Source organism: Paractinoplanes ovalisporus (genome assembly GCF_016834655.1).
In the GTDB taxonomy this organism is placed as follows: domain Bacteria; phylum Actinomycetota; class Actinomycetes; order Mycobacteriales; family Micromonosporaceae; genus Actinoplanes; species Actinoplanes ovalisporus.
Genome location: NZ_JAENHP010000023.1, coordinates 66,680 through 91,751, shown reverse-complemented (window position 1 = coordinate 91,751; position 25,072 = coordinate 66,680). Strand labels below are relative to the sequence as shown.

The window sequence follows — 25,072 nt, the reverse complement described above, 5'->3', positions numbered from 1 at the left end:
TAGCTTGCAGCCATGGTGTGGATGCGGGGGCTGGCACTGGCTGGGGTTCTGTGGTGTGCGGGGCTGTTGGTGGCGCTTGCACTTCCCGGGGGGCTGTCGTGGCCCATGCCCGTCATCGTGGTGACGGCACTGCTGCCGATACTGCCGGGCTTTGTCGCCGTCGTGGTGACGGGCCGGAATCTGCCTGGCTCGGAGAGCGGCCGTCGTGTCGACCGGGCCCGGGCGTTGTGGGTTCTGTTGCGGGAAACGCTGCCGGGGTGGCTGCTCGCCGGCAGCTTTCTGCTGTTCACCGGCTTCTGGCTGGTCGCCGTTCTCTCCTCCGTCGCCTCGGAGGGCGTGCCGGAGAAGCGCGACGGCACGTACGTCGTCAACAACCACGGCGAGACGACGGTCATCAGCGAGTCCGAGTTCCAGAGCCTGCGGACACGGGATTCGCGGAACCTTGTCGCCATAGCGGGTGGCTTCGGCGTGGGTACCGTCGTCCTCTCCACCGCCCTGCTTCGCCGAAAAGCTGCCGAGGCCGTACGACTGGAAGAGTGATCTCCGAAGTGTCGGCGATCGGCACCGCCGAGACTGCGTTGACGCTGATGACCGGCTTGTCGCGCGCGCCCGGCCCGGGTCGGCGTGGGTGGATTCACCGAGGGGTGGGTGGGACGGGCCCGCCTATAGATAGGTGAATCGACCGACGCGTGAGGTGTGGGCTCGTTCCTACCGTTCTCCTGTCAATGTTGCTGGAGAGAACGGAACACAACGACCATGACTACGTCAGTCGTCGACAATGGAGTGAACGTCGAGGCCTTGCTGGGGGCCCGTACGGCGTTTGCCGACGCGCCGCAGATCGCGCAGTTTCAATGGCGGTCCACGGTTTCGTGGATCAAGGGGACGCACAGCCGGGCCGGCGTCGAGACCTTCTTCGGGTTTGCGGAGGAGCAGCGGCACAGCACGGATTTCTCGTTCGACATCGACCACCCGCTGCAGTTCGCCGCGCAGGACAAGGGGATCACGCCGGTCGAGTACGTGCTGGTGGCCCTGGGCGGATGCCTCACGGCGGGGATCGCCGCGGTGGCGCAGCAGCGGGGGATCCAGCTTCGCTCGGTGCACGCGACCGTGTCCGCGGAGATGGATCTGCACGGCATCCTCGGCGCCGACCCGGACGTCCGTAACGGATTCAGCGGGGTCCGGGTCGAATATCGCATCGACGCCGAGGCCGACCGGCAGGAGATCGAAGCCATCGTGGCGCAGTCGCAGAAGCGGTCGGCCGTCTTCGACATCCTGACCAACCCGACCGCCGTGACCGTCTCCGTCGTCTGATGCCGTCCGGCCAGCGTACGACGACGGTGATCGTCGGCGCCGGGCAGAGCGGGCTCGCCATGAGTCGCCACCTCGCTGACCGCTCGGTGGACCACGTGGTCCTCGAGCGGGGGGTGGTGGCGAACTCGTGGCGGAGCCGCCGGGCCTCGCTCCGGCTGCTCACGCCCAACTGGATGACCCGGCTGCCGGGGTTCGCCTACACGGGACCCGACCCGGACGGCTATCTCAGCGCACCTCAGCTGGCCCGGCTGATCTCCGGCTACGGGGAGGCGGCGCCGGTGCTGACCGGCACCAGCGTGACCTCGGTCCGCCGACAGGCGACCGGCTACCTCGTCGACACCGATCAGGGCCCATGGCGTACGTCGTCCGTGGTCGTCGCCACCGGGGCCGCGGCCCTCGCCTCCGTGCCGGCCGGGCTGGCCGCCCAGGTGCCCGCCGGGGTGGTGAGCAGGACCGCGGCCGACTATCGCGTCCCGTCCGATTTGCCGCCCGGCGGTGTGCTGGTCGTCGGGGCCTCGGCGAGCGGCGTGCAGATCGCCGCCGAGCTGCGGCGTTCCGGGCGGCCGGTGACGCTGGCGGTGGGCGAGCACGTACGGGTGCCCCGGCGCTACCGGGGGCGGGACATTCTCTGGTGGATGGACGCCGCCGGTGTCCTCGACGACCGATTCGAGGACCAGCCGGACCCCGAAAGGGCGCGGAATCTGCCCTCGATGCAACTGGTGGGATCGGCCGGGGACCCGCTCGATCTCAACGCGTTGAACCACTTGGGCGTACGGCTGGTGGGGCGGTTCGCCGGCGTACGGGATGGGTGTGCGCAGTTCGCGGGGTCGCTGGCCAACGTGTGCGCCCTGGCCGATCTCAAGCTGGGCCGCCTGCTGGACCGCATCGACGGATGGGCCGCTCGCGCGAGCGTCGAGGCCGGCCGCCCGGACCGGCCGCCACCGACGCTTGTGCCCGCGCCGGTTCTGTCCGCGCCGTTCGGCGGAGACGGGATCAGGTCGATCGTCTGGGCCACCGGGTTCCGGCCGGACCTGTCCTGGCTGGACGTCGACGTGTTCGACCGTCGCGGGCGGGTGGTGCACGACGGCGGCGTCACCGCGGCACCCGGCCTCTACGTGCTCGGTATGCCGTTTCAACGGACGCGCCGGTCGACGCTGATCGACGGCGCCGGAGCCGACGCGCGAGAGCTGACCGAGCGGCTGACCCGCCGGCTGGTCCTCGCGGCGTGAAGGAGGAACAGATGAGACCCCACCCCGTCGCCAAGGGGATCGCCGACGCGATCGCCCGTCGCGACCCGCCCGGGCTCGCCTCGGCGCTGACCGAAACGGTCAGGCTGCGCGCCCTGCTCCCCGGCGGTGCCATCCAGACGCACGGCCGGGAAGGCGTCGCGGCGCGCCTCGTGTCGTTCTTCGCCGATTTCGACACCGTCGACGTGCTCGAGTCGGCCGGCGAGGACGTCGCGGACCTGCTGCTGATCCACTACCGGCTCGCGGTGAGCCAGGGCGCCACCGCGTGGCTCTGCACCCAGACCTCGGTGTGCAAGCTCGTCGACGAGCGGCTCGCCGTCATCAACCTGCTGTGTTCCGGCTTCCGAGAGGTGAACCACGATGACCACGTCGCTGTCTGAACTGGACGCCTGGGGCGACTTCGACCGGGACGACCCGTTCCCGCTGTTCGCCCAGGTGCGGTCGGCCGGGCCGGTGCACGAGGTCACGCTGGCCGACGGCCACCGCGCCTGGCTGGTCGCCGGTTATGAGGAGGCCCGGGCCGCACTGAGCGATCCGCGGCTGTCCAAGGACATGCACGCCGCGCTGGCCCACAGCGGCGAGGTCGTCGCGGAGGGGCTGCCGGGGCCGGCGCTCGCCCGGCACATGCTCGCGGTCGATCCGCCCGACCACACCCGGCTGCGCCGGCTGGCGATGCCGGCCTTCAGCAAGGGCCGGATCGACGGCCTGGAAGCCCGGGTCCGGGCGATCTCCGACCGTCTCCTCGACGCCCTGGAGAGAAGAGGTGGCACCGCCCGCCCGGTCGATCTCGTCGCGGGCTACGCCTTCCCGTTGCCGTTCACCGTCATCAGCGAACTTCTCGGTATCCCGGAGGGGGATCGGGCCGATCTCGGCGGGTGGTTCCGGGCCTTGCTGGACCCGCACCCGGGCCCGGCCGGGCACAACACCGCGGTGGCAGCGTCCCGGCAGCTCATCGCCTACCTGGGCGAGCTGATCGAGCTGAAACGCCGGGCGCCGGGCGTGGACCTGGTCACCGACCTCGTCGTCGCCGCCGATCGCGACGGGGCGCTGACCGAGCAGGAGATGGCGTCGACGATCTTCCAGCTGGTGGTGGCCGGGCACGACACGACCACCAGCCTCATCGGCAACGGAACGGTTGCGCTGCTCCGGCACCCCGTGCAGCGCGACGCCCTGGTCGCCGATCCGAGCCTGGTCCCGCGCCTCGTTGAGGAGTGCCTGCGCTGGGACGCACCCGTCCCGCACTCCACGTTCCGCTACACGACGGAGGAGGTGCGCCTCGGCGGGGCGGTCATCCCGGCGTACGCGCAAGTGATCGTCTCTCTGGCGGCGGCGAACCGCGACCCGGCCCGCTTCCGGGATGCCGAGTCGTTCGACCCCGACCGCTCCGACGCCGGTCACCTCGCCTTCGGTCACGGCATCCACCACTGCCTCGGCGCACCGCTGGCGCGTCTCGAGGGGCGTATCGCGCTCGGGGCGTTGCACCGGAGTTTCCCGGCCATGCGCCTGGCCGTGGACCCCGCCGACCTGCACTGGAATCACGGCGACGGCCTGGTGCTGCGCGGTCTTACGGAGCTTCCGGTGCTGCTCGGGCCGCGGGCGGCTTGACGACGTCCAGTCCCAGCCGCCGGGCCGCCGCGACCGCCTCGCCCCGCGAACGGACCTGCAGTTTGGCCAGGATCGCCGACACGTGATGGTCCGCCGTCTTGGGCGAGATCACCAGGCGGGCGGCCACGTCGGCGTTGCTCATCCCCTCGACGAGCAGACCCAGCACGTCGAGTTGGCGGTCGGTGAGCCCGGCCGGGTTGGTCCGCGTGGTCTGCGCCGGACCGCGGGGCGAGCTCGGCACCCCGAGCTCGCGCAACCGGCCCCGTACGCGGGTGGCCACGGCCCGGGCGTCCAGCCCGTCCAGACCGGGCAACGCGGCGAGCAACTGCGGGACGGACCCGTTGTCCCACTGCGTCATCGCCTGCTCGTACGGCAGGTGATCGGCGCGGGACCGCTCCGGCCCGGTGCCGCCGACGTCCTGGATGCCCTCGACGGCGAGCCGCCACAACCACTGGCGTTGCTGATCCCCGCTGACACCGGGGGTGTCGCGAACGGCTCGCGCCGACGGGTCGCCGAGGCGGGGATCGGGCCGGCGGGTGATCCAGGCCTGTTCGGCCAGCGCCGCGACGGCCGGAGTCAGCTTGCCGGCCACCCCGATGTTCGTCCCGATCTGCCACAGTTCGTCGAGGTGCGGGTTGTCCGCGGGTGCTTCGCGGCGTGCGGCGAGCAACCCGAGCACAAAATGCGCCCACAGCCGGCCCAGCGGGAGGTGTCCCGCCGCCAGCACGGCGAGGGCATCCTGTTCCGCCTCGGCCCAGCGGCCCTGGAGCAGCCGCAAGCGGGCCCGGATGCCCTGTTGCCACATGTGACAGATCAGGACACCGCGTTCCTCACTCAGGCGCAGCGCGTCGGCCAGCACGGCGTCGGCCTGCGCGAACCGGCCGTGCTCGACATCGGCGTTGGCGAGGTTGCTCATCGGCACGGTCACCAGGTCGTCCACCCGGAGCCGGATGCCCTGGTCGCGGGCCGCCAGCAGGTCGGACCGCGCCGCCGGATCGCCGGCCGGGAGCCGGGCCAGGGCGTCGCCGACCATCGCGGCCGACCTCAGCGCGGCGTCGTCCAGCCGGTCCGCGATCCGGAGCGCGTCCTGGGCGGCCCGCAGGCCCATCGCCTGGTAGCCGTAGCTCGCGGCCAGATAGGAGCGATTGACCAGCGCGTACCCCATGGTCCGGGGTTCGTCGGCGTCGCGGAGGAGCGCGATCGCCGCCTCGTCGTGCCGTTCCGCCTCCGGCCGGTTCGCCGCATAGCGCTCGAACCGCGAGAGCGCGCAGTGGCCGGCGCCGACCCCCGCGACGTCGCCGGACTCCCGGCGCAGTTCCAGAGCCCGGGTCCGGGCGCCGATCGCGTCGCCGAGCCGGTCGGTGAGGTAGAGCTCCTCGGCGAGGGCTTCGAGCAGGTCCGCGTCGTCGCCCCGATGACGCAGCACATGCCGGTAGAAGGCGACGGCCTCCCGATGGGCTCCGGACCGGGCCGCCTCCTCGGCCGCGGTCCGTGCGTACCGGATGACGCGGGGCACGTCGGCGGCGGCGGACGCGTGGTGGGCCAGCACGCTGGCGTCGGCGCCGATCGTCTCGAGCGCATCGATCAGGGTCGCGTGCAGAGCCGGCTCCGCTCCCGGGGGGATTCCCTCCAGGACCGCCAGCCGGGCGATCTCGTGCCGGAACGTGACGCCCTGCCCGTGGCGGTCGAGCAGCCCGGTGGCCCCGAGCGCCTCCACCGTGGCGTGCGGCATGAAGAGCACCGCGAGCAGTTCGCCGCTGACCCCGTCCGGAGCGCACGACAACAGTTCGAGCGCACGGCGGTCGGGCGGGGAGAGCCCAGCCGTACGGGCGATGACGGCGTCGCGCACGCTGCCGGGCAACGGCGAGTCGGGCTGGGCCAGAATCTGACTGACGTAGAACGGATTTCCCGCGGTCCGCGCGTGCACGTGGGCCGGGTCGAGGCGCCGGCCGCCGATCAGCTCCGCGACCGCCTTGCGGCTCAAGGGCGCCAGCTGAAGCCGCTCGGTGTCGGGCCCCGAGCCCAGGTCGCCCAGCACGGACCGCAGCGGATCGGTCGCGCCCAGCGGTTCCCGATAGGACAGCACGAGCAGCAGCGGCAGCGTGCTGATCCGGCGCCCGAGGAACCGTACGAGATCCAATGTGGCCTCGTCGCCCCAGTGCAGATCCTCGACGACGAGCGCCCGGGGACCACCCCGCAGCTCGGCCAGAACCGCGGAGAAGATCTCATGCTGCGCCGTCGCTTCCCGCAGGGCCCGGGCCACGCCGACGCCCAGCTCGTCCGCGACATCGCGGAGCGGACCCAGCGGACGCGGAGTGCTGAGAGCGTCGCACAGACCCCAGAGAACGGGCGCCGCCGCCTCCGCGGCGAACGCGCGCAACAAGACGGTCTTGCCGACCCCGGCCTCGCCCGCGACGAGCACCACCGCCCCTCGGCCCTCGGCCGCACCGCGGGCGTGGCGGCAGAGAACCTCGAGGGGCTGCGCTCGCTCGAGCAGCCGCATCCCCGGAGTGTACGGCGGCACCCGGGCCGGGGAGCATCCGGAATTCGGACGGTCCTCCAGCCTGGGCCGACGGTCGCAATCGTTTGTTACTGGCTCTTGATTTCGGTGAAGTTGCGTGCGTAACCTGCCTGGACATCGGGTCGCAATCGATTGCGGCTCGGTTCGGAAGGAGCTTCCTGTGACCGTGACCCTTCCTTCGCCGTCCCCCTCCGAGTCGTCCGGCCGCGAGCTGTGGAGCGCCTTCATCGGCGGTCAATGGGTTCCGGCCGACGGCGGCGAGACCTTCACCGTCTTCGAACCGGCGACCGGCCGGCCGCTGGCCCGCGTTCTGAACACTCCGGCCGTGCTGGTCGACCGCGCCGTGGCCGACTCCCGGCAGGCCGGCCGGGCGTGGCGTGAGCTGCCGCCGCGCGAGCGTGGCCGCTATCTGCGCCTGGTCGCCGCGAAGATCCGTGAGCACGTCGACGAGCTGGCCGACCTGGAGGCTCGCGAAGTGGGCAAGCCCCGCCGGGACGCGTTGCGCTTCGACATCTCCTACAGCCACGCCGCGTTCGACTACTACGCGGGCCTGGCCGACACCCTGCACGGCGAGATCCTCGACCAGGGGCCGATCGAGGCCCGGGTGATCTATGAGCCGTACGGGGTGGTGGCCGCGATCCTGCCGTTCAACTGGCCGCCGATCCACTTCAGCAAGAAGTCCGCGCCCGCCCTGGCCGCCGGCAACACCGTGATCATCAAGCCGGGGGAGCAGGCCCCGCTGACCGTGCTGCGCCTGGTCGAGCTGGCCAACGAAGTTCTGCCGCCGGGCGTGCTCAACGCGGTGCCGGGCATCGCCGCCGGTCCGGCCCTCTCGGCCCACCCGCGGGTCGAGCGGATCACCTTCACCGGCGCCACCGTCACCGGGCAGCGGGTGCTGCGCAGCGCCGCCGAGAACCTGACGTTCGCGACCATGGAACTGGGCGGCAAGAACGCGCTGATGGTGCTGCACGACGCCGACCTCGACGTGGCGATCGACGTCGCGCTGGAGGGCATGTTCTACAACCAGGGCGAGGCCTGCACGTCGACCGCCCGCATCCTGGTCCACGACTCGGTTCACGACGAGTTCCTGGAACGGTTCGCCCGGGCCACCGAACGGCTGGTCGTCGGCGACGGGCTCGACCCCGCCACCGACATCGGCGCCATGGTCGATGCCGGCCAGCGGGACAAGGTGATGACGTACCTCAAAATCGGTTTGGAAGAGGGCGCCACGCTGGTCACGCAGGGTGCGCTGCCGAGCGACGAACGGCTCAAGGACGGCTACTGGGTTCCGCCGACCGTGCTGGCCGACGTCACGCCGTCGATGACCCTGGCCCAGGAGGAGATCTTCGGGCCGATCGCGTGCGTCATGCGGTTCACCGACGAGGACGCGGCCGTCGAGATCGTCAACGACACCGCATACGGGCTGACCACCGCGATCTGCACCACCGACGAGGCCCGCGCCTGGCGCATCGCCCAGCGGCTCGAGGTGGGCATGGTGTTCGTCAACAACTACATGCGCCGGGCGTTCCTCGGCTCCCCGTTCGGTGGGCAGAAGGGCAGCGGGTTCGGCCGCGAGAACGCGATCGAGACGCTGCACGAGTTCGTCCGGTCCAAGAACATCCGGTTCCCCTCGGGCCGCGGTGTGATCCCGACCTGGCCGCCGAAGGACTGACGACATGAGCGCATGGAACTGGGCGACCGATCCGGTGAGCAGCGACGAGCTCGCCGACTACTACCTGGCCGAGACCTTGGACGGGCTCTACACGCCGTACGCGTTGCGCATGCCCGCCGGGGACGGCCCGCACCCGTTCGTCTTCGTCGCCTATGGCAACGGCGGCGGCGGGATGCAGTGGCTGCGCGACCGCGTGCACCGTTTCCGTCACGTCACCGACGTGCTGCTGGAGGCCGGGTATGCCTGCGCGTGGAGCCGCTACCGCACGGAGGTCGAGCTCGGCTATCAGAACGGCGGGGTGCTGCGTACGGACGTACGGCAGGGAATGGAACTGATGAGCCGCGCGCCGCTGGAGTATGAGGACGAGGTGGCCGTGCTGCGTCACGTCGCCGGGTTGCCCGCGATCGACGGCGGCCGGCTCTTCCACCTCGGCGTCAGTCATGCCGGCGAGATGCTGTTCAAACTGCTTTCCCAGTACGGGGGTCTGCTGCGCGCCGGGGTGGCGGCCGAACCCGCCTCGCACGAGCTGCTGACGCTCGACCTGCACAGCGACGAGAAGGTGACCGTGGCCGACGGGCTGCGGGACATCGAGACCCTGGAGATGCGCAGCGTGAGCCGGGCGAGGCGGGCGATGACCGACCCGTACGAGGTCTCGCGTCGCCTGGCCGGCGTCGACATCCCGGTGCTGGTGCTGGGGCGTGAGCAGGACGAGTTGCAGGGCATCTTCCGGCTCACGTACGAACTCCTGGCCGCGCGACGGGCCGACGCCGAGTGGCGTTCGTGGAGTCATGACGTGCACGGCTACATCTATCCGGAGGGTGAACCCGATGACGTACAGAAGGAAGCCCTCGCGGCCATCGTCGACTTCTTCGACCGGCACCGGGGCATCGGGGGCTGAACGATGACGATTCCGCAGGAGGTGGACGTCGTCATCATCGGCGCCGGCCACAACGGACTGGTGTGCGCCGGATACCTGGCCGAGGCGGGTCTCGAGGTGCTGGTGCTCGAGGCCGGGCCGCGACCAGGCGGCAACACGATCACCGAGGAGCTGACGCTGCCCGGGTTCGCGCACGACTCGTGCTCGTCGGCCCACGTGCTGATCCAGTCGAACCCGCTGCTGGCCGACGACGAGCTGGGGCTGCTGTCGCGGTGGGGCCTGGAATACGTGCACACCGATCCGGCCGTGGTGCTGCCCCGGGCCGACGGCACGACGATGACGGTGTACCGCGATCTCGACGCCACGGCCGAGGAGATCGGACGGTGGTCGGCGTCCGACGCGTCGGCGTTCCGCAAGCTGGTCGAGGAGTGGAACGGCGGGCTGGCCGCGGTGCACGGGCGCTGGTCGTCCGGTTTCGACCTGGGGACGGGCGCGGCCGCCGACGCGTACCGGGAGTTGCGGGCGCGCTCGGCCTGGGACGTGATCCACGAGCGGTTCGAGCATTCCGCCGTACGGGACCTGATGTTGTGGCTCTCGCTGGCGACCATCCAGGATCCGCGTCGGCCCGGCACCGGGGTGCTGCCGTCGTCGATCACCGCTGGGCGGTTGCGTTTCGGCTGGTCGACGCCGGTGGGTGGGTCGGGTGCGCTGCCGGCCGCGCTGATCCGGCTCCTTTCGGCCCGTGGCGGGACGGTCGCCTGTGATGCTGCGGTGTCGTCGGTGGAAACTCGCGCCGGTCGGGCGGTTGCCGTGCACACCACGGACGGGCGCCGGGTAGCCGCTCGCCGCGCGGTGGTCACCAGCAGCCACCTGGCCCGGCTGCCGGAGATGCTCGAGGACCCGCCGGCCGACCTGATCGCGGCCCGCGACGCGTGGCAGCCCGGGTTGAGCGTGTTCGCCGTGCACGCCGCGCTGCGTTCCGACCTCTCCACCCAGGCCGCGGCGGCCGGGCTGGGCAGCACCGAAGGGGTGGCGCGGCAGCTCGACGCGTTCTACCGCGGCGAGACCGACGCCACCGACCCGTGGTTGCTGGTGGTCAATCAGACGGTGGTCGACCCGACCCGGGCCCCCGACGGTGCCGGCACGTTCAAGATCCTCACGGTCGCGCCCTGGGACCGGGCCGACGGGCAGGACTGGTCGGTGGCCAAGGAGGCGTTCGCCGGCGAGATCGTGCAGCGGGTGCGCGAACGGGTCGGCGGCCTGGAGCCGGACGACATCCTGGCGCTGCGGGCCGAGTCCCCCCGCGATGTGGCCGCGCACAACACCCACAATCTGGGCGGCTCGTGCCACGGCGGCGAGTTCCAGATGCCGGACGGCGAGTGGCTGGTCGGTTGGCCCTCGTACGCGACCGGGGTCGACGGCCTGTTTCTGACCGGCTCGACCAGCCACCCCGGCGGCAGCGTCAGCGGACGGCCGGGCCGCAACGCCGCCCGGGCCGTCCTGGCGGCGCTGGACCTCGACCCGGCCCTGGTCATGGGGTCTCGCTGACGTCCACCGCTTTGTTTCGTCGGCGCTTCACCGCCTGGGCTCGCTGACGTCTACCAGGATCTTGCCGACCGTGCCGGACTCCACCGCCCGGTGCGCGTCGGCGGTCCGGTGGAGCGGGAAACGCGTCAGCGGCAGGCCGTGCTCCTCGCCGACCGGTAGCGCGCCGTCGCGAAGGGCGGCGCTGACGTCCTCGACGGCGTGGGCGCGGGCCTGCGGTCCGGCTGTGTAGAGCACTATGAAGTGCAGGTGCGAGTTGAGCACCATGTTCTGCCCGACGTTCAGCTCGACCTTCCGGCCACCCTCGTTCGCGTACGTGGCGATGGTCCCGCCCGTGCGCAGGACGGCCAGGTCGAGAGCGAGGTTGGCCCCGAGCGCGACCTCGGCGATGAGGTCGACACCGTCCGGCATCGCGGCGGCCGGGTCGCCCTCGCGGTAGTTGACGACCTGATGGGCGCCGGCCGCGGTGGCGAGCTTCGCCTTCTCGGGGCCGCTGACCGTGCTGATCACGGCGGCGCCGGCCCAGCGGGCGAGCTGGATCACCGCGTGGCCGACCGCCCCGGCCCCGCCCGCGGCGAGCACGACCTTGCCGTTCAGAGCGCCCGGGTGCAGGCGGCTCGGACCGTTCCCGGCCACGGTCAGGGCCCGGTGGGCGGTGAGGGCGGGCACGCCGAGCGAGGCGCCGACGTCGAACCCGGCGCCGTCGGGCAACGGCACGGCCTGCCCGGCAGGCACGACGGCGAACTCGGCGGCGGTGCCGGTGGGTCGCCCGGCGGCCGCCATGAACACCCAGACCCGCTGGCCGATCCGGCTCGGGTCGACCCCCTCACCCACGGTGTCGACCACGCCGGCGCCGTCGAGATGGGGTGTGACCTCGGGGAACAGCTTGCGGTGGGCGACGCCGGAGCGGGCCTGCCAATCGGTCGGGTTGATGCCGGAGACGGCGATCCGGACGCGGACCTCCCCGGGACCGGGCTCGGGGAGGTCACGCTCGACGAGGTGAAGTACCTCGGGGCCGCCGTTGTCGCGATAGACGATTGCCTGCATGCGTCGCTCCCTTGTTCGATCTGGATCGAACAGTACGACGCTGATCGAACTAACCGCAAGATCGCGCTAGGCTTCCTCCTGTGACCGTGGTGACCGAACCCGCCATCGAGACCGTGACGATCGATGCCGTGCTCAGCGCGCTGGCCGATCCGGTGCGGCTCACGTTCGTGCGGGCCCTCGACGCCGCCGGTGACTGGACGTGTGGAAGCGACGTGCTGCGGGAGACCGGCGTCACCATCGGCAAGTCGACGCTGTCGCACCACATCAAGGTGCTGCGTGACGCCGGTCTGATCCGCACCCGGGTCGACGGGGTCCGTCGTCTCGTGACGCTCCGCTACGACGAGGTGGAGGGCCGCTTCCCCGGGTTGCTGGCGATGCTGCGCTGAGCCGGCTTTCCGTCCGGCCGGCCGCTGGCTCAGCTGGACCGGACGTCCACCGCGGTGATGCCGGCCATCGGGTGGGTGCGGCCGGTCAGCATCGGGTCCAGGCTCTTCTCGCCGCCTAGGTAGCGGCGGAAGAACGCGGAGATGTAAGCCGCGCCGACCCGGCGCTGCTGGGCCTCGCTCAGCTTGCGGTCGAGGGCGCCCTCGGGGCCGCACTTTCCGGGCTCGGGCAGCGGCAACGCGTCGTCCACGGCCTGCACCTGGCCGCTCTCCGGCGACCACTGGGTGTTGAAGAAGTTGTGGTTGGCGCCGTGGATCGTCCACAGGTGAGCCGGCGCCTGGTTGCGGCCGCGCAGGTGGTCGAAGTAGTCGGTCGAGCCGTAGCCGCAGGTGCCGACGATCGAGGCCGACGGGATACGGGTGACCAGGTACGGCGTCTCCCACTGGGGGTCGTCGTCGGCGCGGAAATAGCCGACCGCTTCCAGGCCCAGAACGGCACCCAGCCGTACGCCCTCAGGGATGCTCGACGCGTTCACGTCGGCGGCCTGGGTCATCACGCCCCGGCCGCCGCGCGAGTGGCCGACCAGGCCGACCCGCTGCAGGTCGACGTGGCCGCGGAACGCCGCCGGGAGACGGCCGGCCAGCGCGCCCCGGCCCGAGGTGACCAGGTCGCGCCACATCTTCAGGTGCTTGTTGGCGACCTTGGCCCGGGCGTCGTCCTGGTCCTGGCCCATGTCGCCGATGTTGACGCCGTTGACCCCGATCGACACCACGACGAAGCCGTGGCTCGCCAGTTGCCGGGCCACGTAGTCGTAGCCGCGCAGGCTCGGGATGCCGGGCGTCCCGGGCGCGCACGGCCACTGGTTGAGCAGGGCGCCGGTCCGCTCGATGATCGCCTCGAGCCGGGCCACCTCGGCCTCGTCCTCCGGCGCGTCCGGTCCGTAGAGCACACCGGTCGCGGCGTCGAACTCGGCCGACGCGGCCCGGTCGGCGCACGTCGAGAACAGGCCGTGCGCGAACATCACCAGCGGATAGCGGCCCTTGGTCAGGTCGCGCGGGTAATGGACGCGGCCGGCCAGTTCGAGCGGGGCCACCTGATCGGTGCCGAACGTGTGGAAGCCCGGGATGGCGAAAGCGCTGTCGCCGAGGCTGTAGTCCGCGGTGGCGACGGCGTGCCGCCCGTACGCGGTGGGGTCGGCCGGTTTTGCTTTCGTAGCCGCTTCAACCGAGCCGGCTCCGGCCTGTTTCGCCGTCCCCGCCGCCGCAGCCGGAGCGGCTCCGGACAGCAGGACCGCGGCGGCAGCGAGGATCGCTACGCGCATGTTGATCGATCTCATGCGGAAGATCCAACCGCGCGGTTATGAGGTTCCTGTCAGCTCACAGACACGGCGGCGTGTAACGGTCGACGCGCAGCCCCCGGAACTCGATCTTGTTGGCGGTCTTGCCGACGAAGACCAGCCCGCGGGCCTCGCTGACCGCCGACGCGAACGTGTGGGCCGGCTCGCCCAGCTCGGGCACGGCGGCCCAGGCCTGGGGGCGCAGGCTGAAGAACCGGGTCACCGTACGGCCGTGGGTCGACGGGATCTTCGTGGCCCACTGGGCGCCGCCGCTCCAGTGCGAGGCCGGGCGCAGCTGCACCCAGAGGTCGTCGGTGGCGCTGTAGGTCATGCGGAAGCCGGCCGATCGCGACAGGTCGGCCTGGGCCTCGAACTCGTTGCCCAGCCAGAGCACGGCCACGTGCCACTCGGCGTTCACGAACTCGATCCGGGCCGCGTACTTCTGGCCGTGGTGCACCGGCACCAGCATGCTGCCCGTGGCCGGGACGGTCGTTCCCTCGCCGCTGGCCAGCCACTGCTGGTAGCGGTCGATCGACGGGGTCGCGCACTCGCGCGAGTGGCCGGCGTAGGCAGGCGCCGGGGCGCCCAGGACCACAAGGGACAGCGCCGCCGCGATCAACGACTTCCGCATGTTTCCTCCGAATAGTTAGGTTTATTCAGAGTTACCGGAAGCCGAGCCTCCCAGTCAAGCCGATCGATACGTTCGCCGGTATTCGTGAACCGGCCGCCACCGATCGTGCAGCGTCGTGATCAGCGAAATCATGATGAGGAAGAACAGCGTGTCGAAGCCGTCGAGCTGGTTGTCGAGAATCCAGTTGGCCGCTGTCGCGAACGCGATGTTCACCAGCAGCCGGCCGAGGAAGGCCAGCCCGGTCGAGCGGATCGTCCAGCTGCGCCGCGCGATCGCCAGCGAAATGGCGGCGTTGAACACAACGGTGATGCCGACACCGACGAACAGGTTGCTCGTCGAGCCGGTGTAGTCCGGGAGCATTTCCCCGAAGATGCTGCAGATCAGCCCGAGCAGCACGGCCTTCTCGAACGTGTTCCACGACCACACGGCGTCGTTCTTGATCCGCCAGGCGCTCTGCTCGTGCGGTTCGTCAATCGCTTCCGGCAACGGTTCGGGCCGGATCTGCCAGTCCCAGTCGGGTGGCCGCAGCCGGGGCCGCACGGCCCGCCGGAACAGCACCACCAGCCCCACCGCGACGGCCACCAGCAGCCCGATCACCCACTGATGTTCGGCCAGCTCATCGGTGACGTCGAGCTGGGCCACGTGGAGCCACCACTCCTGCGGCAGCTTGATGACGACCCAGATGACTCCGGCCACGCTCATCCACCAGCCGACCAGCAGAGTCACCGGAGACCAGCGGGAGCGGACGGTCTCGTACGCGATGAAGAAGTACTCGAACACATTGGGAAACACGAGAAGCAGCCACCGGGCGCCGGTCAGCTCGAACAACAGCGCGCCCACGAGCCGGTAGAAGAACAGGAACCGCGAAATCCGAAAGGCGGGTTCACTGGCCCAGTTCCGAAGGGTCGACAGGTAGGCGATGGACAGGTAGTAGACGTCCATGGCCTTGTCGTACGACTGGTATCCCGGCGGGTCGTACCCGAAGGCCTGAAAGATCGTCTGGTCCACCCCGTCCAGGACAAGACACCCGATGACCGCCGGTAGCGGAAAATACGGAATGGCCAGGGGTAGCAGGAACCGAGCCGCCACCACGGCAACAAAGACCAGCCCAGCGCCCGTGCTCACAAGGTTCTACTCTGCACCATAAAAGCCCGGCGGCCAGTGTTCCGACTGGGCCGACATACCGAGCCCGTGCCTGGGGCGCGCTGCGACACCTTTGAGCAGCAAGCCTCCGGCGCCGCTACGAATCCGCTGGGCCCGGCTATCGTGGTCTGTTGCGATCAGGTGGCGCTGCGTCAAGGGAGGCCTCGGGTGGGTTCTGAGGTCGAGCGGTCGGCGCACCCCCCGGAAGCTCAGCTCCCCGCAGTGCACACGCGTGAGGAGTTTGTCGATCTGCTCGGTCAGCTGTCCGAGTCTCACGGCGGCACGCAACCGGTGCGGGTGATCGCGCTTGCCAGCAAGCGCGCCGGGCATGAGATCTCGCCGACGACAGTGCACAACATCATTACCGGGGTCACCGCACCCACTCGCGCCTCGCTGGTCGGATTTCTGTACGGGTGTGGAATCCCTGAGGTCAGTCATGAGCCCTGGCTGGCGAAGCACAGGGCGCTTTATCCGACCAAGGCTGAGCAACGCCGGGCGGCCACAGCTCGTGCACGTTCGCGGCCCGTCGACCGCCCTTGGCCCATGGTCGGCGCCGGCGGGTCGGACGCACGCGCACACTTCACCGCACGAGCGAACGGATATCGCAGTCGCGCGTTAGGTGGCGACCTCTTTCGAGGCCGTTCAGCCGCGGTAGAAGCAGTCTGTAGCTGGCTCACCAGACCCGACCCGCCCGGCACGCCGATCGTGGTGACGGGCCAGCCCGGAGCCGGGAAGTCGGCTGTGCTCGCTCGCGCCTGCTTGCAGTTGGAGGAGCGCCGTCGTTGGGCGGGCGTGGGAATACACGCCCGCGGCGCCACCTCCGCCGATGTGGTTGCGGCAGTGGCGTCGGCTGCCGGTGCGCCGGGCGCCGACTCGGCCGATGCATTGTTGGACGCACTCGACACGGACGAGGATTCGCCGTCCTTACTGGTCGCCGTGGACGCCCTCGACGAGGTATCGATCCTGGCGGAGCGCCGGGCCATCACTCAGCTGCTGGTGGAACTGGCCCGTCTTCCCACCGTGCGCGTCGCGATCGCCACCCGGCCGCTGTCTTCGGGCGACCGATACGGGATGGGCGCCTTGCTGCCGGCCCTTGGTGTTCTCGGGCCAGACGACCGGCACCTGGTCGATCTGGACACCGACGAGTACTTCGAGATCGGTGGGCTCCGAGACTTCGCGGCCGCTGTCCTCGCCCAGGAGGGGGCGCGTCATCCTGGTCCACCGGGTGCCGCATGGGTTTCGTATCGGGCTGATCCGGTCAGCGCGAGCCGCCTGAGTGACGTCGTCGCCCGGCGCGCCGACCGGAATTACCTGGTCGCCGCCCTCGCGGCTACGCACCTCTCCGGACGCGCCGATGTGGTGGATGCCGACGCACCTGGATTCGATGAGAACACCGTGCCGTCCACCGTCGGAGAGGCGATCACCAAGTACCTCGAGATTCTTCCCGAAGGCCGGCAGGCGCTGACCGTTGCCATGCTGACGGCTCTGGCGTACTCCCATGGCGACGGCATCCACGACAGCCGGTGGATCGCATTCACCAGGGCGTTGCGCTACGAAGTGAGCCAGCTCGACATCGACACTCTGCGCAACTCGCCGGCGGCGGACTATCTCCTGCAGACGAACAATGACGCCACCGGGACGGTGACCCGCTTGTTCCATCAGGCGCTCGTGGACGACCTCGTCCGACGTCGTCCGGACCGGCGCTCCGACAACCGCGCCCTGTTCGAGACGTTGTTGCCGAGTTCACCCACCGGGTGGTCCGGAGCCGACGAGTATTGCTGCTCCCACGCTGGTCAGCACTCGGCAGCGGCCGGAACGCTGACACGGCTTCTGTTGGACATCGAGTATCTGCTGGTCGCTGATCTTGATCGTCTCCTGCCGCTGTTGCCGGCTCAGCCAGACGCGCACGTCGCACCGATAGTGGGGGTGCTCCGTAACTGCCATCACAGGGCTCGCGTGCTCCCGGCCGACCGGCGGGCGGGCCTGTTCTCGGTCGATGCTGCCTCTGTAGGTCTGGAAGACTTGCGAAATCAGCTGGCGACCATCGGCGCTGCACGTCGCCGGGTCAGGTGGTCGCACGACCGGGGCCAGCTTCACCAGCAGATCGCCACCGGGCTCCGATCTGTCGTCGGCTTGGCGGTCGGGCGCCTGGCCGGAAACGATGTCATCGTCGCTGTCAGTCGGGCCGAGGGGCAGGTTCGGATCTGGAACAGTACCGGCCAAGTGATTGGCGAGTTCGTCGCATGGCATGCCTACGGTGGCGTCACGGCACTGGCCATGGGCCGGCTCGGTGACCGTGACGTGATAGCCACCGCTGGATCGGACAACGCCGCCCGGATCTGGACCACGACCGGTCAACAGATCATGGAGCCGTTGACCGGGCACATGGAGAAATTGACGGCGATCGCGATCGGCGGTCTCGGTGGACGCGACGTTGTCGTAACTGCCAGCACTGACTACACCGCCCGCATCTGGGACAGGTCCGGGGCGCTCGTAAGCCCGCCTCTCACCGGCCATCGCGGTTCGTTGACCTCGGTGGCTATCGGGCGGCTCGGTAAGCACGAGGTGGTGGCCACAGCCAGCAAGGACGGCACCGTCCGGCTGTGGAATTCCCGAGGCGAACCTGTCGGCACACCCCTGGCGGGGCACTCGGGAGCGGTCCTCAGCGTGACGATCGGACAGCTCGATGGCCGCGACGTGGTGGTCACCGCCGGCGCGGACCGCAGCGTGCGGATCTGGGGAAATGCGAGTTCGAGGAGACCCAGCTGCAGGCCGCTGACCGGCCATACCAACAGAGTTTTAGGGACGGCCGTCGGCCGCCACGGGGACAATGACGTCATCGTGTCTGCCGGCATCGACGGCACAGTACGGATCTGGGACGATTCAGGGCGATCGATCGGTCAACCCCTGGCCGCTCATCGCCGTGCGGTTCCCGCGGTTGCGGTTGGTCGCCTCGACGGCCGCGACGTGGTCGTCTCAGCCGGGGCCGATCGCGCCGTGCGAATCTGGGAGAACGTCGGCCGGAGTCTCGGAACACCGCTGGTCGGGCCGAAGAACCGAGTCCTGGCAATGGCCGCCGGTCGGGTCGGTGAGCGGGACGTCGTCGTTACCGCCGAGGCCGGCTCTGTGCGGTTCTGGGACAACGCGGGCCGGCCCTCGGCCGAACCTCAGTTCAACGTGACCGGCGACATCATCGCGATCGCAGTCGACCAGACCTCAGCCGACGGCGGCGCCGTCATTGTGGGCGCCGACGGGTTCGGCCGCACGAGAATGTGGGACGCGGACGGACGTTCTGTCGGGCAGACACCGGCGGTGAGAGCCTCCTGGCTGAGCGCCGGACCCGCCGTGGTGGGGCTCGGCATCGACGGGCCGTTGGTGGGTATACAGAATTACTCGGCCTTCACCGTCAAAGATCTACGCTCGGGAACCGTTGTGGGTGAGGTCAATCTGGGCGGACACCGAGAAACCACAGTTGTTCTCGGCCGTCTGGGAGATCGCAACGTCGTTGCCGCCCCCAGCGACAATGTCGTCCGCTGGTGGGACCTGAACGGTCAATCTCAGGGCATCTTGAAGAGCTCCCACCGAGCCGAAGTCACCGGCCTGACCATCGGCCGGCTTCTCCGCCGCGACGTGATTGTTTCAGCGGGCAGCGACGCGGTTCAGGTCTTCGACTCGAACGGCCGGCGGCTGGCTCGGATATCCGGTCATCGGCGGGTGGTGACGGCGCTGGCCGCCGCGACCGGCGGAGGACGCGACCTCATCGCGTTCGCCTGCGACGACTGCTCGTTGCGTGTCTGGGATGTGCAGGCCCGCGAATACGACACTCTCGACCTGCTGGACCAGGTCATCAGCATCGCCATTCTGCCCGATGGCGCACTTTGCGCCGCCACCACCACGGGACTTTGTTTCTGGAATGCTCCTAGACCGTAGGAAGGATGAAGTTAAGAACCAGGATCGAAAGCGTCGTTGTCGCGGCGAACCCGCAGGCGCCGGTCATGATCGCGCCCGGCACTGAACTGCCGCCGAACGCAGAGAGCGCCCCTGCAGCGGCCCCGACGATCACGGCAAACAGGAGAACAAAGGTCAGGCTTATGCGCCGGACGGCGGCTGGCTTCATGTGTGTCCCTCCCGGAACGGATGTCGAAGGTGTTGAACCCACATCAGCCGTTGAAGTGTTCACCCGGAACCCGGACGAACACGTTGAACGGATTGAACGTGCACGCATCCCACAACGAAGCGCGCCGCGAGCCTGTATGTGTGCACCCATCCCCACGCGGAGGTCAGAACCTCCCAGTCTCGTGCGGGAGGGAACGCTGATGGGGACGCGACTCGACATGGGGCGGATCCGGGCGGCCCGCGCGGTGATCGATCCGGTTTTTCTGGACTCGCCGCTTTACCGCTGTGACGCCCTGTGGGACAAGCTCGGGTGCGCCGTAAGCGTCAAGCTGGAGACCGCGAACCCGGTTCGTAGCTTCAAGGGCCGCGGCGCCGAACTGGTCGCCAGTCGGCTGGCCGCCGACGGTGGCACGGCGATGGTGTGTGCCAGCGCCGGCAACCTCGGGCAAGCCTTGGCCTGGTCGGGCCGGCGGCGTGGGCTGGACGTGACGGTGGTGGCGAGGCGCGGGGCGCCGGCGGTCAAGCTCGAGCGGATCCGGGCCTTCGGGGCCGACCTGGAGCTGGTCGACGGTGATTTCGAGGTGGCTCGGGCGGCCGCCGCACGGTTGGCGCGGGAGCGCGAGGTGCGGCTGGTCGAGGACAGCTTGGACATCGAGACGTGCGAGGGGGCGGCGACCATCGGTCTCGAGCTGGCCGGCTCGGTGTCCGGCGGCGACGCCGTTCTGATCGCGTTGGGCGGCGGCGCCATGGCCACCGGCGTCGGCCACGTCGTGAAGACTCTGGCTCCGGGGGTGGAGGTGATCTGTGTGCAGCCGCTCGGTGCTCCGGCAATGACGCTGTCGTGGCGCGCGCGCCGGGTTGTCACCACCGACACGATGGACACCATCGCCGACGGTGTGGCCGGCCGGTTCCCGATCCCGGAGGTTCTGGACGACCTGCTCCAGGTGGCCGACGACGCGGTCCTGGTCCGCGAGGAGTCGATCGTCGCCGGGATGCGGATGCTGCTGGAGGACGCCGGCCTGGTCGCCGAACCGTCGGCGGCTCTGGGCGTCGCCGCCGTTCTCGAGGATCCGGGCCGTTTCGCCGGCCGGCACGTGGTCACGATCGTCTGTGGGAGCAATACGTCGATCAGTTGATGGCCGGCGCGCGTCTGGTTCTCGAGGAGGATCACGGCCGGGCTCGGACGGCGATGACGACGTCGTTTCCGACTGCCGGGTCGATCGTGCGGTGCAGTCCCAGGGTGGTTATGCGTCCGTCGCGGGGGTTCCACTCGTGGGCGCCCGGGTCGTGTCCCAGCAATGAGCCGAGTGAGTCGATCGTGGGTTTCCAGAGGTTCGCCCAATTGCGGTTCGGCCCCACCACGAACGCGAGCTGAAGCGTGATGCCGCCCTCGGGTAGCGGCGCGCCGGCGGGGATCTGGTCGCGGATCTGTTGCTTGTAGCCGACGGTTTCCGACGACGCCGTGGTCCGCACGTCGAAGGAATGGGTTCCGCCGGGATCGTCGACTGCGTGGGCCTCGTCCACCGCGACCGACGATGTCGCCCCGTGACGCTTGGTCGCCCAGACCGTGGTGAACGGGCGTCCGATGTGGTTTGTCAGTTGCGGGACGAGCGGGAACAGGTAGTTGTCGAGGTCGTTGAGCGCGAGCAGGTGCACATAGTCCTTCAGCGCGACATCCAGGCGTAGTGCCAGCGGATCGGCCGTCGTCCGTGCTTGCGTCGCGACAACCGAGGAGACGTCGCCGAGGAAAGTCGCGAAACGGATCTGGCCCGCTGACTCGGCCTTGTCCCAGCTGGCGAGTGCGGGTGCGACGGTCAAGCCGCTACCTGACGCCGCCGGCCGGTCGTAGAAGACAGGCATATTCATGGTCCGAGAGCATCCGCGCCGGGAACTCGGATGTCTATCGGCGTCGTGACGGGGAGCAATACGTCGATCGGTTGATGGCGGGTGTGCATCGGTCGATTCGGGGTGGGGTGGGGCGGCCGAAGACTGAGGGCATGGATGTCAAGGAACGTACGCAGCGGGCCCTTGCGCCCGATCTGGCGCGGGGGCTCATGCTGGCCCTCATCGCGCTGGCCAACTCTGCTGTCTATCTCACTGGGCGGCCCTATGGGGTTCGTCAGCACATTGTGGAGCACGGGCTGGTCGATCGGGTGGTCAGCGTTCTCACCGTGACCCTCGTGGATGCGCGGGCCTATCCGATGTTCGCGGCCCTCTTCGCGTACGGGATCGTGCAGTTGCTGCAGCGGGACGGCAAGCAGGTCGTGCGGCGGCGCAGTCTGTGGCTCGTCGTCTTCGGGTTTGTGCATGCCTTGCTTTTGTTTCCGGGGGACATTCTCGGCCTGTACGGGTTGGTCGGTCTGGTGCTGGTGGGGTTCTCGCGGGTGTCCGACCGGCGGCTGCTGATCGGGGCCGGTCTGTGGCTCGTGGTGGTCGCGGCGGTTCAGGGCGCCGCCTATGCGATGCCCTCGACGGGGGAGCGCACGTTCTTCTGGTCGTTCGAGATGACCGATCCGTTGCAGGCCATGATGTGGCGGCCGGTCGAATGGGTGATGACTCCGTTCGGCGTGATCGGGGTCGGCAGTGCGGTTCTGGTCGGAACGTGGGCCGGGCGGCGGGCGATTCTGGCGAACCCGAAGGCACATCGGAAACTGCTTTCCCGTACGGCGTGGGCCGGGCTCAGCATTGCTGTCGCGGGTGGGCTGCCGTCGGGGCTGGCGGTCGGGCACTTCTGGGAACCGGGTTCGTTGTGGGGGATCTCGGCCCTGCACGCGGTCACCGGAATCGGGGGCGGCCTGGGCTACGCGGCACTGATCGGGTTGCTGGCAGCCGGAATGCAGCACCGGGAAGGCCGCATCACCACAGCGCCGGCGGCCGGAATGCAGCACCGGAATGGCCGCGTCACCACAGCGCCGGCGGCTGGAATGCAGCACCGGGAAGGCCGCGTCACCACAGCGCTGGCGGCCTGTGGGCGACGGTCTCTGAGTTGCTATCTGTTCCAGTCCGTGGTGTTCGTGGTGCTCCTCATGCCGTACGGGCTCGGGCTCGGAGGGAAACTCGGCACGGGCGCGGTCGCTCTGGTGGCGCTCGGCACGTGGGGTGTCTCGGTGCTGCTGGCCGATCGGTTGGGGCGGGCCGGACTGCGCGGACCGGCCGAGGTCGTGCTGCGGAACCTGACGTATAAAACAGGCAAGATGGCGGTGTGACGGCCGTGGAGGAGCTGCGCCGGGAACACCGGTGGAACCAGGCGTGGGCCTATCTCCCGTACGGGCTGCTGCTCCTCGCGTACGGCATCTCGCTCGCGGAGGCGAAGACCGACCCGAAAGCCACACTGGCCGTCGTCGCGGGATTCGCGGTGTGGCACTGGTGGTTCATCGTCGCGCATCCGGGCTGGTGGGAGCGGCGGCGCGGGCTGATGGCCGGCTACTACCTGGGCGTGCTGGTCTTCTCGACCCTGCTGCTGACCCGGGCCGAGGCGTTCGAACTGTTCGTGCCGGCCTGCTATGTGCTCGCCTTCGTGGCGTTGCCGGGCTGGTGGGCGTACGTGGGTGTGGCCGTCGCCAACGTGCCGTGGCTGATCGTCTTGCACGCCAACCTGGGGTCGGTGCTGATCAATCTGGGGATCATCACGCCGCTGGCCGCGCTGTTCGGCACGATGATCCGGGTGATGGAACGCGAGGCGATCCGGCGGCGTGAGGTCAACAGCGAGCTGGTCGCGATGGCCGCCGACAACGCGCGGCTGAGCCGCCAGGCGGGTGTCGCCGAGGAGCGGGCCCGCCTTGCCCGCGAGATCCACGACACCGTCGCCCAGGGGCTGACCGGCATCGTCACCCAGCTCGAGGCGGTCGGGGACCTGCCGCCCGAGCAGGCCCGGCGGCTCGACACGGCCCGGACGCTGGCCCGCACCAGCCTGGACGAGGTGCGCCGCTCGATCGAGGCGCTGCGGCCGGGGCCGCTGCAGAATGCGCGGCTGTCCGAGGCCGTACGGGTGGCCATGACGACCTGGAGTGAGCAGCATGACGTGGCCGCGAACTTCACCGTGACCGGCACGCCCGTTCCGGCCCACGCCGAGGTCGAGGTGACTGTGCTCCGCGCGGCCCAGGAGGCGCTGGCCAACGTCGGGCGGCACGCGCGGGCCGGGCGGGTCGACGTCACGCTGTCCTACATGGAGGACGTCATCGTGCTGGACGTGCGGGACGACGGGGTGGGCTTCGGAGGAGGGCCGGGCGGCGGGTTCGGGCTGGTCGCGCTGCGCGACCGGGTGCTGGCGCTGGCCGGGTCGGTCGAGATCGAGTCGGCGCCGGGGCAGGGGACGACGGTCAACGTGACGTTGCCGGCGATCGGGGCGGGCTCGTGACGACGCTGCGGCTTGTGGTTGTCGACGACCATCCCGTCGTACGGGACGGCTTGCGCGGCATGCTCGGCACCCAGCCCGACTTCGAGATCGTCGGGGAGGCCGCCGGGGGTGCGGAGGCGCTGACCGTGGTCGAGGCGGTGCGGCCCGACGTCGTGCTGACCGATCTGCGGCTGCCCGAACCCAGTGGGGGAGCGCTGATCCGGCTGCTGCTGGAGCGGGTGCCGGAGGTGCGGGTGCTGGTGCTCACCACCCACGACACCGATGCCGACGTGCTGCCCGCGGTCGAGGCCGGAGCGATCGGTTACCTGCTCAAGGACGCGCCGCGCGAGGAGCTGTTCCGCGCCGTGCGGGCCGCCGCGAGGGGCGAGACGGTGCTGTCGCCTTCGGTGGCGGCGGTGCTGCTTTCCCGCGTACGGCCTCCGAAAGCCCCGCCGAGCCGCCGGTTGAGCGCCCGCGAGATCGAGATCCTGGCGCTGGTGGCCCGGGGCCGCACCAACCGGGAGGTGGCGTCGGCGCTGCACATCAGCGAGGCCACCGTGAAGACGCATCTGCTGCACATCTACGCCAAGCTGGAGGTGCCCGACCGCGCCGCCGCCGTCGACGCCGCCCACCGCCGAGGCCTGCTCTAGCCGGTCAGGTCCGAGACGGTGACGGCGGTCAGGCCTCGGGTGGCCAGCGCGGTCAGCAGCTCGTCGGTGGTGGCCACGACCCCCTGCCGTTTGTCGGTGCCCTCGTGCAGCACCACGATCGAGCCGGGCCGGATCGAGGTGAACAGCCCGCCGGCGATCGCCTCGTCGCCCGGGCCTCCGGTGTTGCCGGCGACGAGGGTGCCGAGAACCGCCCGCAGACCCTGATCGGCGGCCGACCTCAGCATGCGGGGCGTGTAGAAACCGGAGCCGGGGCGGAACCAACGGACTTTCCCGTACGGGGTGAGCAGGCGCGTCGTCTCGGCCAGGTCACGCCGGAACTGGTCGTCCGGCACGAGCACCGAGCGTTCGTCGCGCATCAGGTGGTTGGCGACCTCGTGTCCCTCGGCGACGATCGGCCCGACCAGCTCCGGATGCGCCGCGACGCGCTCGCCGACCAGGAAGAACGTGGCCCGCGCACGGTGCCGCCGCAACACGTCGAGCAGTTGCGGCGTCGTCCGGGGGTGGGGACCGTCGTCGAACGTGAGCGCGAAGACGGGCTCCTCGGTGTCGGCGAACCAGAGCACGTCACCGGGCATGACCCGGGAGAGTGCCCGCGCGGCGGGTTCGCGCCACTGCAGAAACAGGCCCATG

Annotated in this window: 22 protein-coding genes; 14 read left to right on the top strand and 8 right to left on the bottom strand. The window is 70.1% G+C overall.

What is annotated here, in order from left to right; translation table 11 throughout:
* Positions 1-12: 12 nt before the first annotated feature.
* The 5 genes from JIG36_RS41825 to JIG36_RS41805 all read left to right on the top strand — a co-directional run bounded on the left by JIG36_RS41825 (position 13) and on the right by JIG36_RS41805 (position 4,163).
* Positions 13-540, top strand: a complete 528-nt coding sequence (locus JIG36_RS41825; RefSeq protein WP_203382351.1) for a hypothetical protein — start codon at positions 13-15, stop codon at positions 538-540.
* Positions 541-756: 216 nt separating this feature from the next.
* Positions 757-1,311, top strand: a complete 555-nt coding sequence (locus JIG36_RS41820) for an OsmC family protein (RefSeq protein ID WP_203382349.1) — start codon at positions 757-759, stop codon at positions 1,309-1,311.
* Positions 1,311-2,540, top strand: a complete 1,230-nt coding sequence (locus JIG36_RS41815) for a flavin-containing monooxygenase (RefSeq protein WP_203382347.1) — start codon at positions 1,311-1,313, stop codon at positions 2,538-2,540. Before JIG36_RS41820 ends, JIG36_RS41815 begins: the two co-directional genes overlap by 1 nt.
* A gap of 11 nt (positions 2,541-2,551) precedes the next feature.
* Entirely contained in the window at positions 2,552-2,938 is a 387-nt protein-coding gene (locus tag JIG36_RS41810; protein WP_203382345.1) for a nuclear transport factor 2-like protein, read from the top strand.
* Positions 2,919-4,163: a cytochrome P450 family protein gene (locus JIG36_RS41805; protein WP_203382343.1), complete on the top strand. Its 1,245-nt coding sequence runs from the start codon at positions 2,919-2,921 to the stop codon at positions 4,161-4,163. Before JIG36_RS41810 ends, JIG36_RS41805 begins: the two co-directional genes overlap by 20 nt.
* On the opposite strand, the gene JIG36_RS41800 is transcribed toward JIG36_RS41805, so the two are convergent.
* Positions 4,123-6,666, bottom strand: coding sequence for an ATP-binding protein (locus JIG36_RS41800; protein ID WP_203382341.1), 2,544 nt, complete (start codon positions 6,664-6,666; stop codon positions 4,123-4,125). The two genes, JIG36_RS41805 and JIG36_RS41800, sit on opposite strands and share 41 nt — an antisense overlap.
* A 178-nt stretch (positions 6,667-6,844) precedes the next feature.
* Here JIG36_RS41800 and JIG36_RS41795 point away from each other — a divergent pair, with 178 nt between their 5' ends.
* Genes JIG36_RS41795 through JIG36_RS41785 form a run of 3 tightly spaced genes read left to right on the top strand, consistent with a single transcriptional unit; the run spans position 6,845 to position 10,781 of the window.
* The gene (locus JIG36_RS41795; RefSeq protein ID WP_203382339.1) at positions 6,845-8,356 is read left to right on the top strand and encodes an aldehyde dehydrogenase family protein; all 1,512 of its coding nucleotides are present in this window, start codon (positions 6,845-6,847) and stop codon (positions 8,354-8,356) included.
* 4 nt (positions 8,357-8,360) lie between these two features.
* Positions 8,361-9,254 (top strand): alpha/beta hydrolase family protein, encoded by an 894-nt coding sequence (locus tag JIG36_RS41790; protein ID WP_203382337.1) that lies wholly within the window; start codon positions 8,361-8,363, stop codon positions 9,252-9,254.
* 3 nt (positions 9,255-9,257) lie between these two features.
* A complete protein-coding gene (locus JIG36_RS41785; RefSeq protein ID WP_203382335.1) occupies positions 9,258-10,781 on the top strand; it encodes a phytoene desaturase family protein in 1,524 nt (507 codons plus the stop codon).
* Between the two features lie 27 nt (positions 10,782-10,808).
* Here JIG36_RS41785 and JIG36_RS41780 read toward each other — a convergent pair whose 3' ends face one another.
* Complete coding sequence (locus JIG36_RS41780) at positions 10,809-11,825, bottom strand: NADPH:quinone reductase (protein ID WP_203382333.1); 1,017 nt, start codon at positions 11,823-11,825, stop codon at positions 10,809-10,811.
* Between the two features lie 80 nt (positions 11,826-11,905).
* Here JIG36_RS41780 and JIG36_RS41775 point away from each other — a divergent pair, with 80 nt between their 5' ends.
* A complete protein-coding gene (locus JIG36_RS41775) occupies positions 11,906-12,211 on the top strand; it encodes an ArsR/SmtB family transcription factor (protein ID WP_307873130.1) in 306 nt (101 codons plus the stop codon).
* Between the two features lie 29 nt (positions 12,212-12,240).
* Here the strand turns inward: JIG36_RS41775 and JIG36_RS41770 are convergent, their stop codons facing one another.
* Genes JIG36_RS41770 through JIG36_RS41760 form a run of 3 tightly spaced genes read right to left on the bottom strand, consistent with a single transcriptional unit; the run spans position 12,241 to position 15,301 of the window.
* The gene (locus JIG36_RS41770; protein ID WP_203382332.1) at positions 12,241-13,545 is read right to left on the bottom strand and encodes a poly(ethylene terephthalate) hydrolase family protein; all 1,305 of its coding nucleotides are present in this window, start codon (positions 13,543-13,545) and stop codon (positions 12,241-12,243) included.
* 40 nt (positions 13,546-13,585) lie between these two features.
* Complete coding sequence (locus JIG36_RS41765; RefSeq protein WP_203382330.1) at positions 13,586-14,176, bottom strand: hypothetical protein; 591 nt, start codon at positions 14,174-14,176, stop codon at positions 13,586-13,588.
* Between the two features lie 54 nt (positions 14,177-14,230).
* Positions 14,231-15,301, bottom strand: coding sequence for a hypothetical protein (locus JIG36_RS41760; protein WP_203382328.1), 1,071 nt, complete (start codon positions 15,299-15,301; stop codon positions 14,231-14,233).
* 186 nt (positions 15,302-15,487) lie between these two features.
* On the opposite strand from JIG36_RS41760, the gene JIG36_RS54465 reads away from it, so the two are divergent.
* Positions 15,488-19,249 carry an nSTAND1 domain-containing NTPase gene (locus tag JIG36_RS54465; protein ID WP_307873129.1) on the top strand — a complete coding sequence of 1,254 codons (3,762 nt, stop codon included), beginning with the start codon at positions 15,488-15,490 and terminating at the stop codon, positions 19,247-19,249.
* Here JIG36_RS54465 and JIG36_RS41750 read toward each other — a convergent pair.
* Entirely contained in the window at positions 19,239-19,436 is a 198-nt protein-coding gene (locus JIG36_RS41750) for a hypothetical protein (protein ID WP_203382324.1), read from the bottom strand. The two genes, JIG36_RS54465 and JIG36_RS41750, sit on opposite strands and share 11 nt — an antisense overlap.
* 199 nt (positions 19,437-19,635) lie before the next feature.
* Between JIG36_RS41750 and JIG36_RS41745 the strand changes: the two genes are divergently transcribed.
* The gene (locus tag JIG36_RS41745; RefSeq protein ID WP_203382322.1) at positions 19,636-20,571 is read left to right on the top strand and encodes a threonine ammonia-lyase; all 936 of its coding nucleotides are present in this window, start codon (positions 19,636-19,638) and stop codon (positions 20,569-20,571) included.
* A 31-nt stretch (positions 20,572-20,602) separates the two neighbouring features.
* Here JIG36_RS41745 and JIG36_RS41740 read toward each other — a convergent pair whose 3' ends face one another.
* On the bottom strand, positions 20,603-21,301 hold the full coding sequence (locus tag JIG36_RS41740; RefSeq protein WP_203382320.1) for a hypothetical protein: 699 nt from the start codon (positions 21,299-21,301) through the stop codon (positions 20,603-20,605).
* A 131-nt stretch (positions 21,302-21,432) separates the two neighbouring features.
* Between JIG36_RS41740 and JIG36_RS41735 the strand changes: the two genes are divergently transcribed.
* Genes JIG36_RS41735 through JIG36_RS41725 form a run of 3 tightly spaced genes read left to right on the top strand, consistent with a single transcriptional unit; the run spans position 21,433 to position 24,421 of the window.
* Positions 21,433-22,641: a DUF418 domain-containing protein gene (locus JIG36_RS41735; RefSeq protein ID WP_203382318.1), complete on the top strand. Its 1,209-nt coding sequence runs from the start codon at positions 21,433-21,435 to the stop codon at positions 22,639-22,641.
* The gene (locus JIG36_RS54460; protein ID WP_203382316.1) at positions 22,638-23,792 is read left to right on the top strand and encodes a sensor histidine kinase; all 1,155 of its coding nucleotides are present in this window, start codon (positions 22,638-22,640) and stop codon (positions 23,790-23,792) included. Before JIG36_RS41735 ends, JIG36_RS54460 begins: the two co-directional genes overlap by 4 nt.
* Entirely contained in the window at positions 23,789-24,421 is a 633-nt protein-coding gene (locus JIG36_RS41725) for a response regulator (protein WP_203382314.1), read from the top strand. The genes JIG36_RS54460 and JIG36_RS41725 overlap by 4 nt, the downstream gene beginning before the upstream one ends.
* Here JIG36_RS41725 and JIG36_RS41720 read toward each other — a convergent pair.
* Positions 24,418-25,071: a polysaccharide deacetylase family protein gene (locus JIG36_RS41720; RefSeq protein WP_203382312.1), complete on the bottom strand. Its 654-nt coding sequence runs from the start codon at positions 25,069-25,071 to the stop codon at positions 24,418-24,420. The two genes, JIG36_RS41725 and JIG36_RS41720, sit on opposite strands and share 4 nt — an antisense overlap.
* Between the last annotated feature and the right edge of the window lies 1 nt (position 25,072).

What these genes read in the sequence shown, in the direction of transcription:
- JIG36_RS41825 (WP_203382351.1), top strand. Translation starts at nt 13, where the DNA reads ATGGTGTGGATGCGGGGGCTGGCACTGGCTGGGGTTCTGTGGTGTGCG.
- JIG36_RS41820 (WP_203382349.1), top strand. Translation starts at nt 757, where the DNA reads ATGACTACGTCAGTCGTCGACAATGGAGTGAACGTCGAGGCCTTGCTG.
- JIG36_RS41815 (WP_203382347.1), top strand. Translation starts at nt 1,311, where the DNA reads ATGCCGTCCGGCCAGCGTACGACGACGGTGATCGTCGGCGCCGGGCAG.
- JIG36_RS41810 (WP_203382345.1), top strand. Translation starts at nt 2,552, where the DNA reads ATGAGACCCCACCCCGTCGCCAAGGGGATCGCCGACGCGATCGCCCGT.
- JIG36_RS41805 (WP_203382343.1), top strand. Translation starts at nt 2,919, where the DNA reads ATGACCACGTCGCTGTCTGAACTGGACGCCTGGGGCGACTTCGACCGG.
- JIG36_RS41800 (WP_203382341.1), bottom strand. Translation starts at nt 6,666, where the DNA reads ATGCGGCTGCTCGAGCGAGCGCAGCCCCTCGAGGTTCTCTGCCGCCAC.
- JIG36_RS41790 (WP_203382337.1), top strand. Translation starts at nt 8,361, where the DNA reads ATGAGCGCATGGAACTGGGCGACCGATCCGGTGAGCAGCGACGAGCTC.
- JIG36_RS41785 (WP_203382335.1), top strand. Translation starts at nt 9,258, where the DNA reads ATGACGATTCCGCAGGAGGTGGACGTCGTCATCATCGGCGCCGGCCAC.
- JIG36_RS41780 (WP_203382333.1), bottom strand. Translation starts at nt 11,825, where the DNA reads ATGCAGGCAATCGTCTATCGCGACAACGGCGGCCCCGAGGTACTTCAC.
- JIG36_RS41770 (WP_203382332.1), bottom strand. Translation starts at nt 13,545, where the DNA reads ATGAGATCGATCAACATGCGCGTAGCGATCCTCGCTGCCGCCGCGGTC.
- JIG36_RS41765 (WP_203382330.1), bottom strand. Translation starts at nt 14,176, where the DNA reads ATGCGGAAGTCGTTGATCGCGGCGGCGCTGTCCCTTGTGGTCCTGGGC.
- JIG36_RS41750 (WP_203382324.1), bottom strand. Translation starts at nt 19,436, where the DNA reads ATGAAGCCAGCCGCCGTCCGGCGCATAAGCCTGACCTTTGTTCTCCTG.
- JIG36_RS41745 (WP_203382322.1), top strand. Translation starts at nt 19,636, where the DNA reads ATGGGGACGCGACTCGACATGGGGCGGATCCGGGCGGCCCGCGCGGTG.
- JIG36_RS41740 (WP_203382320.1), bottom strand. Translation starts at nt 21,301, where the DNA reads ATGAATATGCCTGTCTTCTACGACCGGCCGGCGGCGTCAGGTAGCGGC.
- JIG36_RS41735 (WP_203382318.1), top strand. Translation starts at nt 21,433, where the DNA reads ATGGATGTCAAGGAACGTACGCAGCGGGCCCTTGCGCCCGATCTGGCG.
- JIG36_RS41720 (WP_203382312.1), bottom strand. Translation starts at nt 25,071, where the DNA reads ATGGGCCTGTTTCTGCAGTGGCGCGAACCCGCCGCGCGGGCACTCTCC.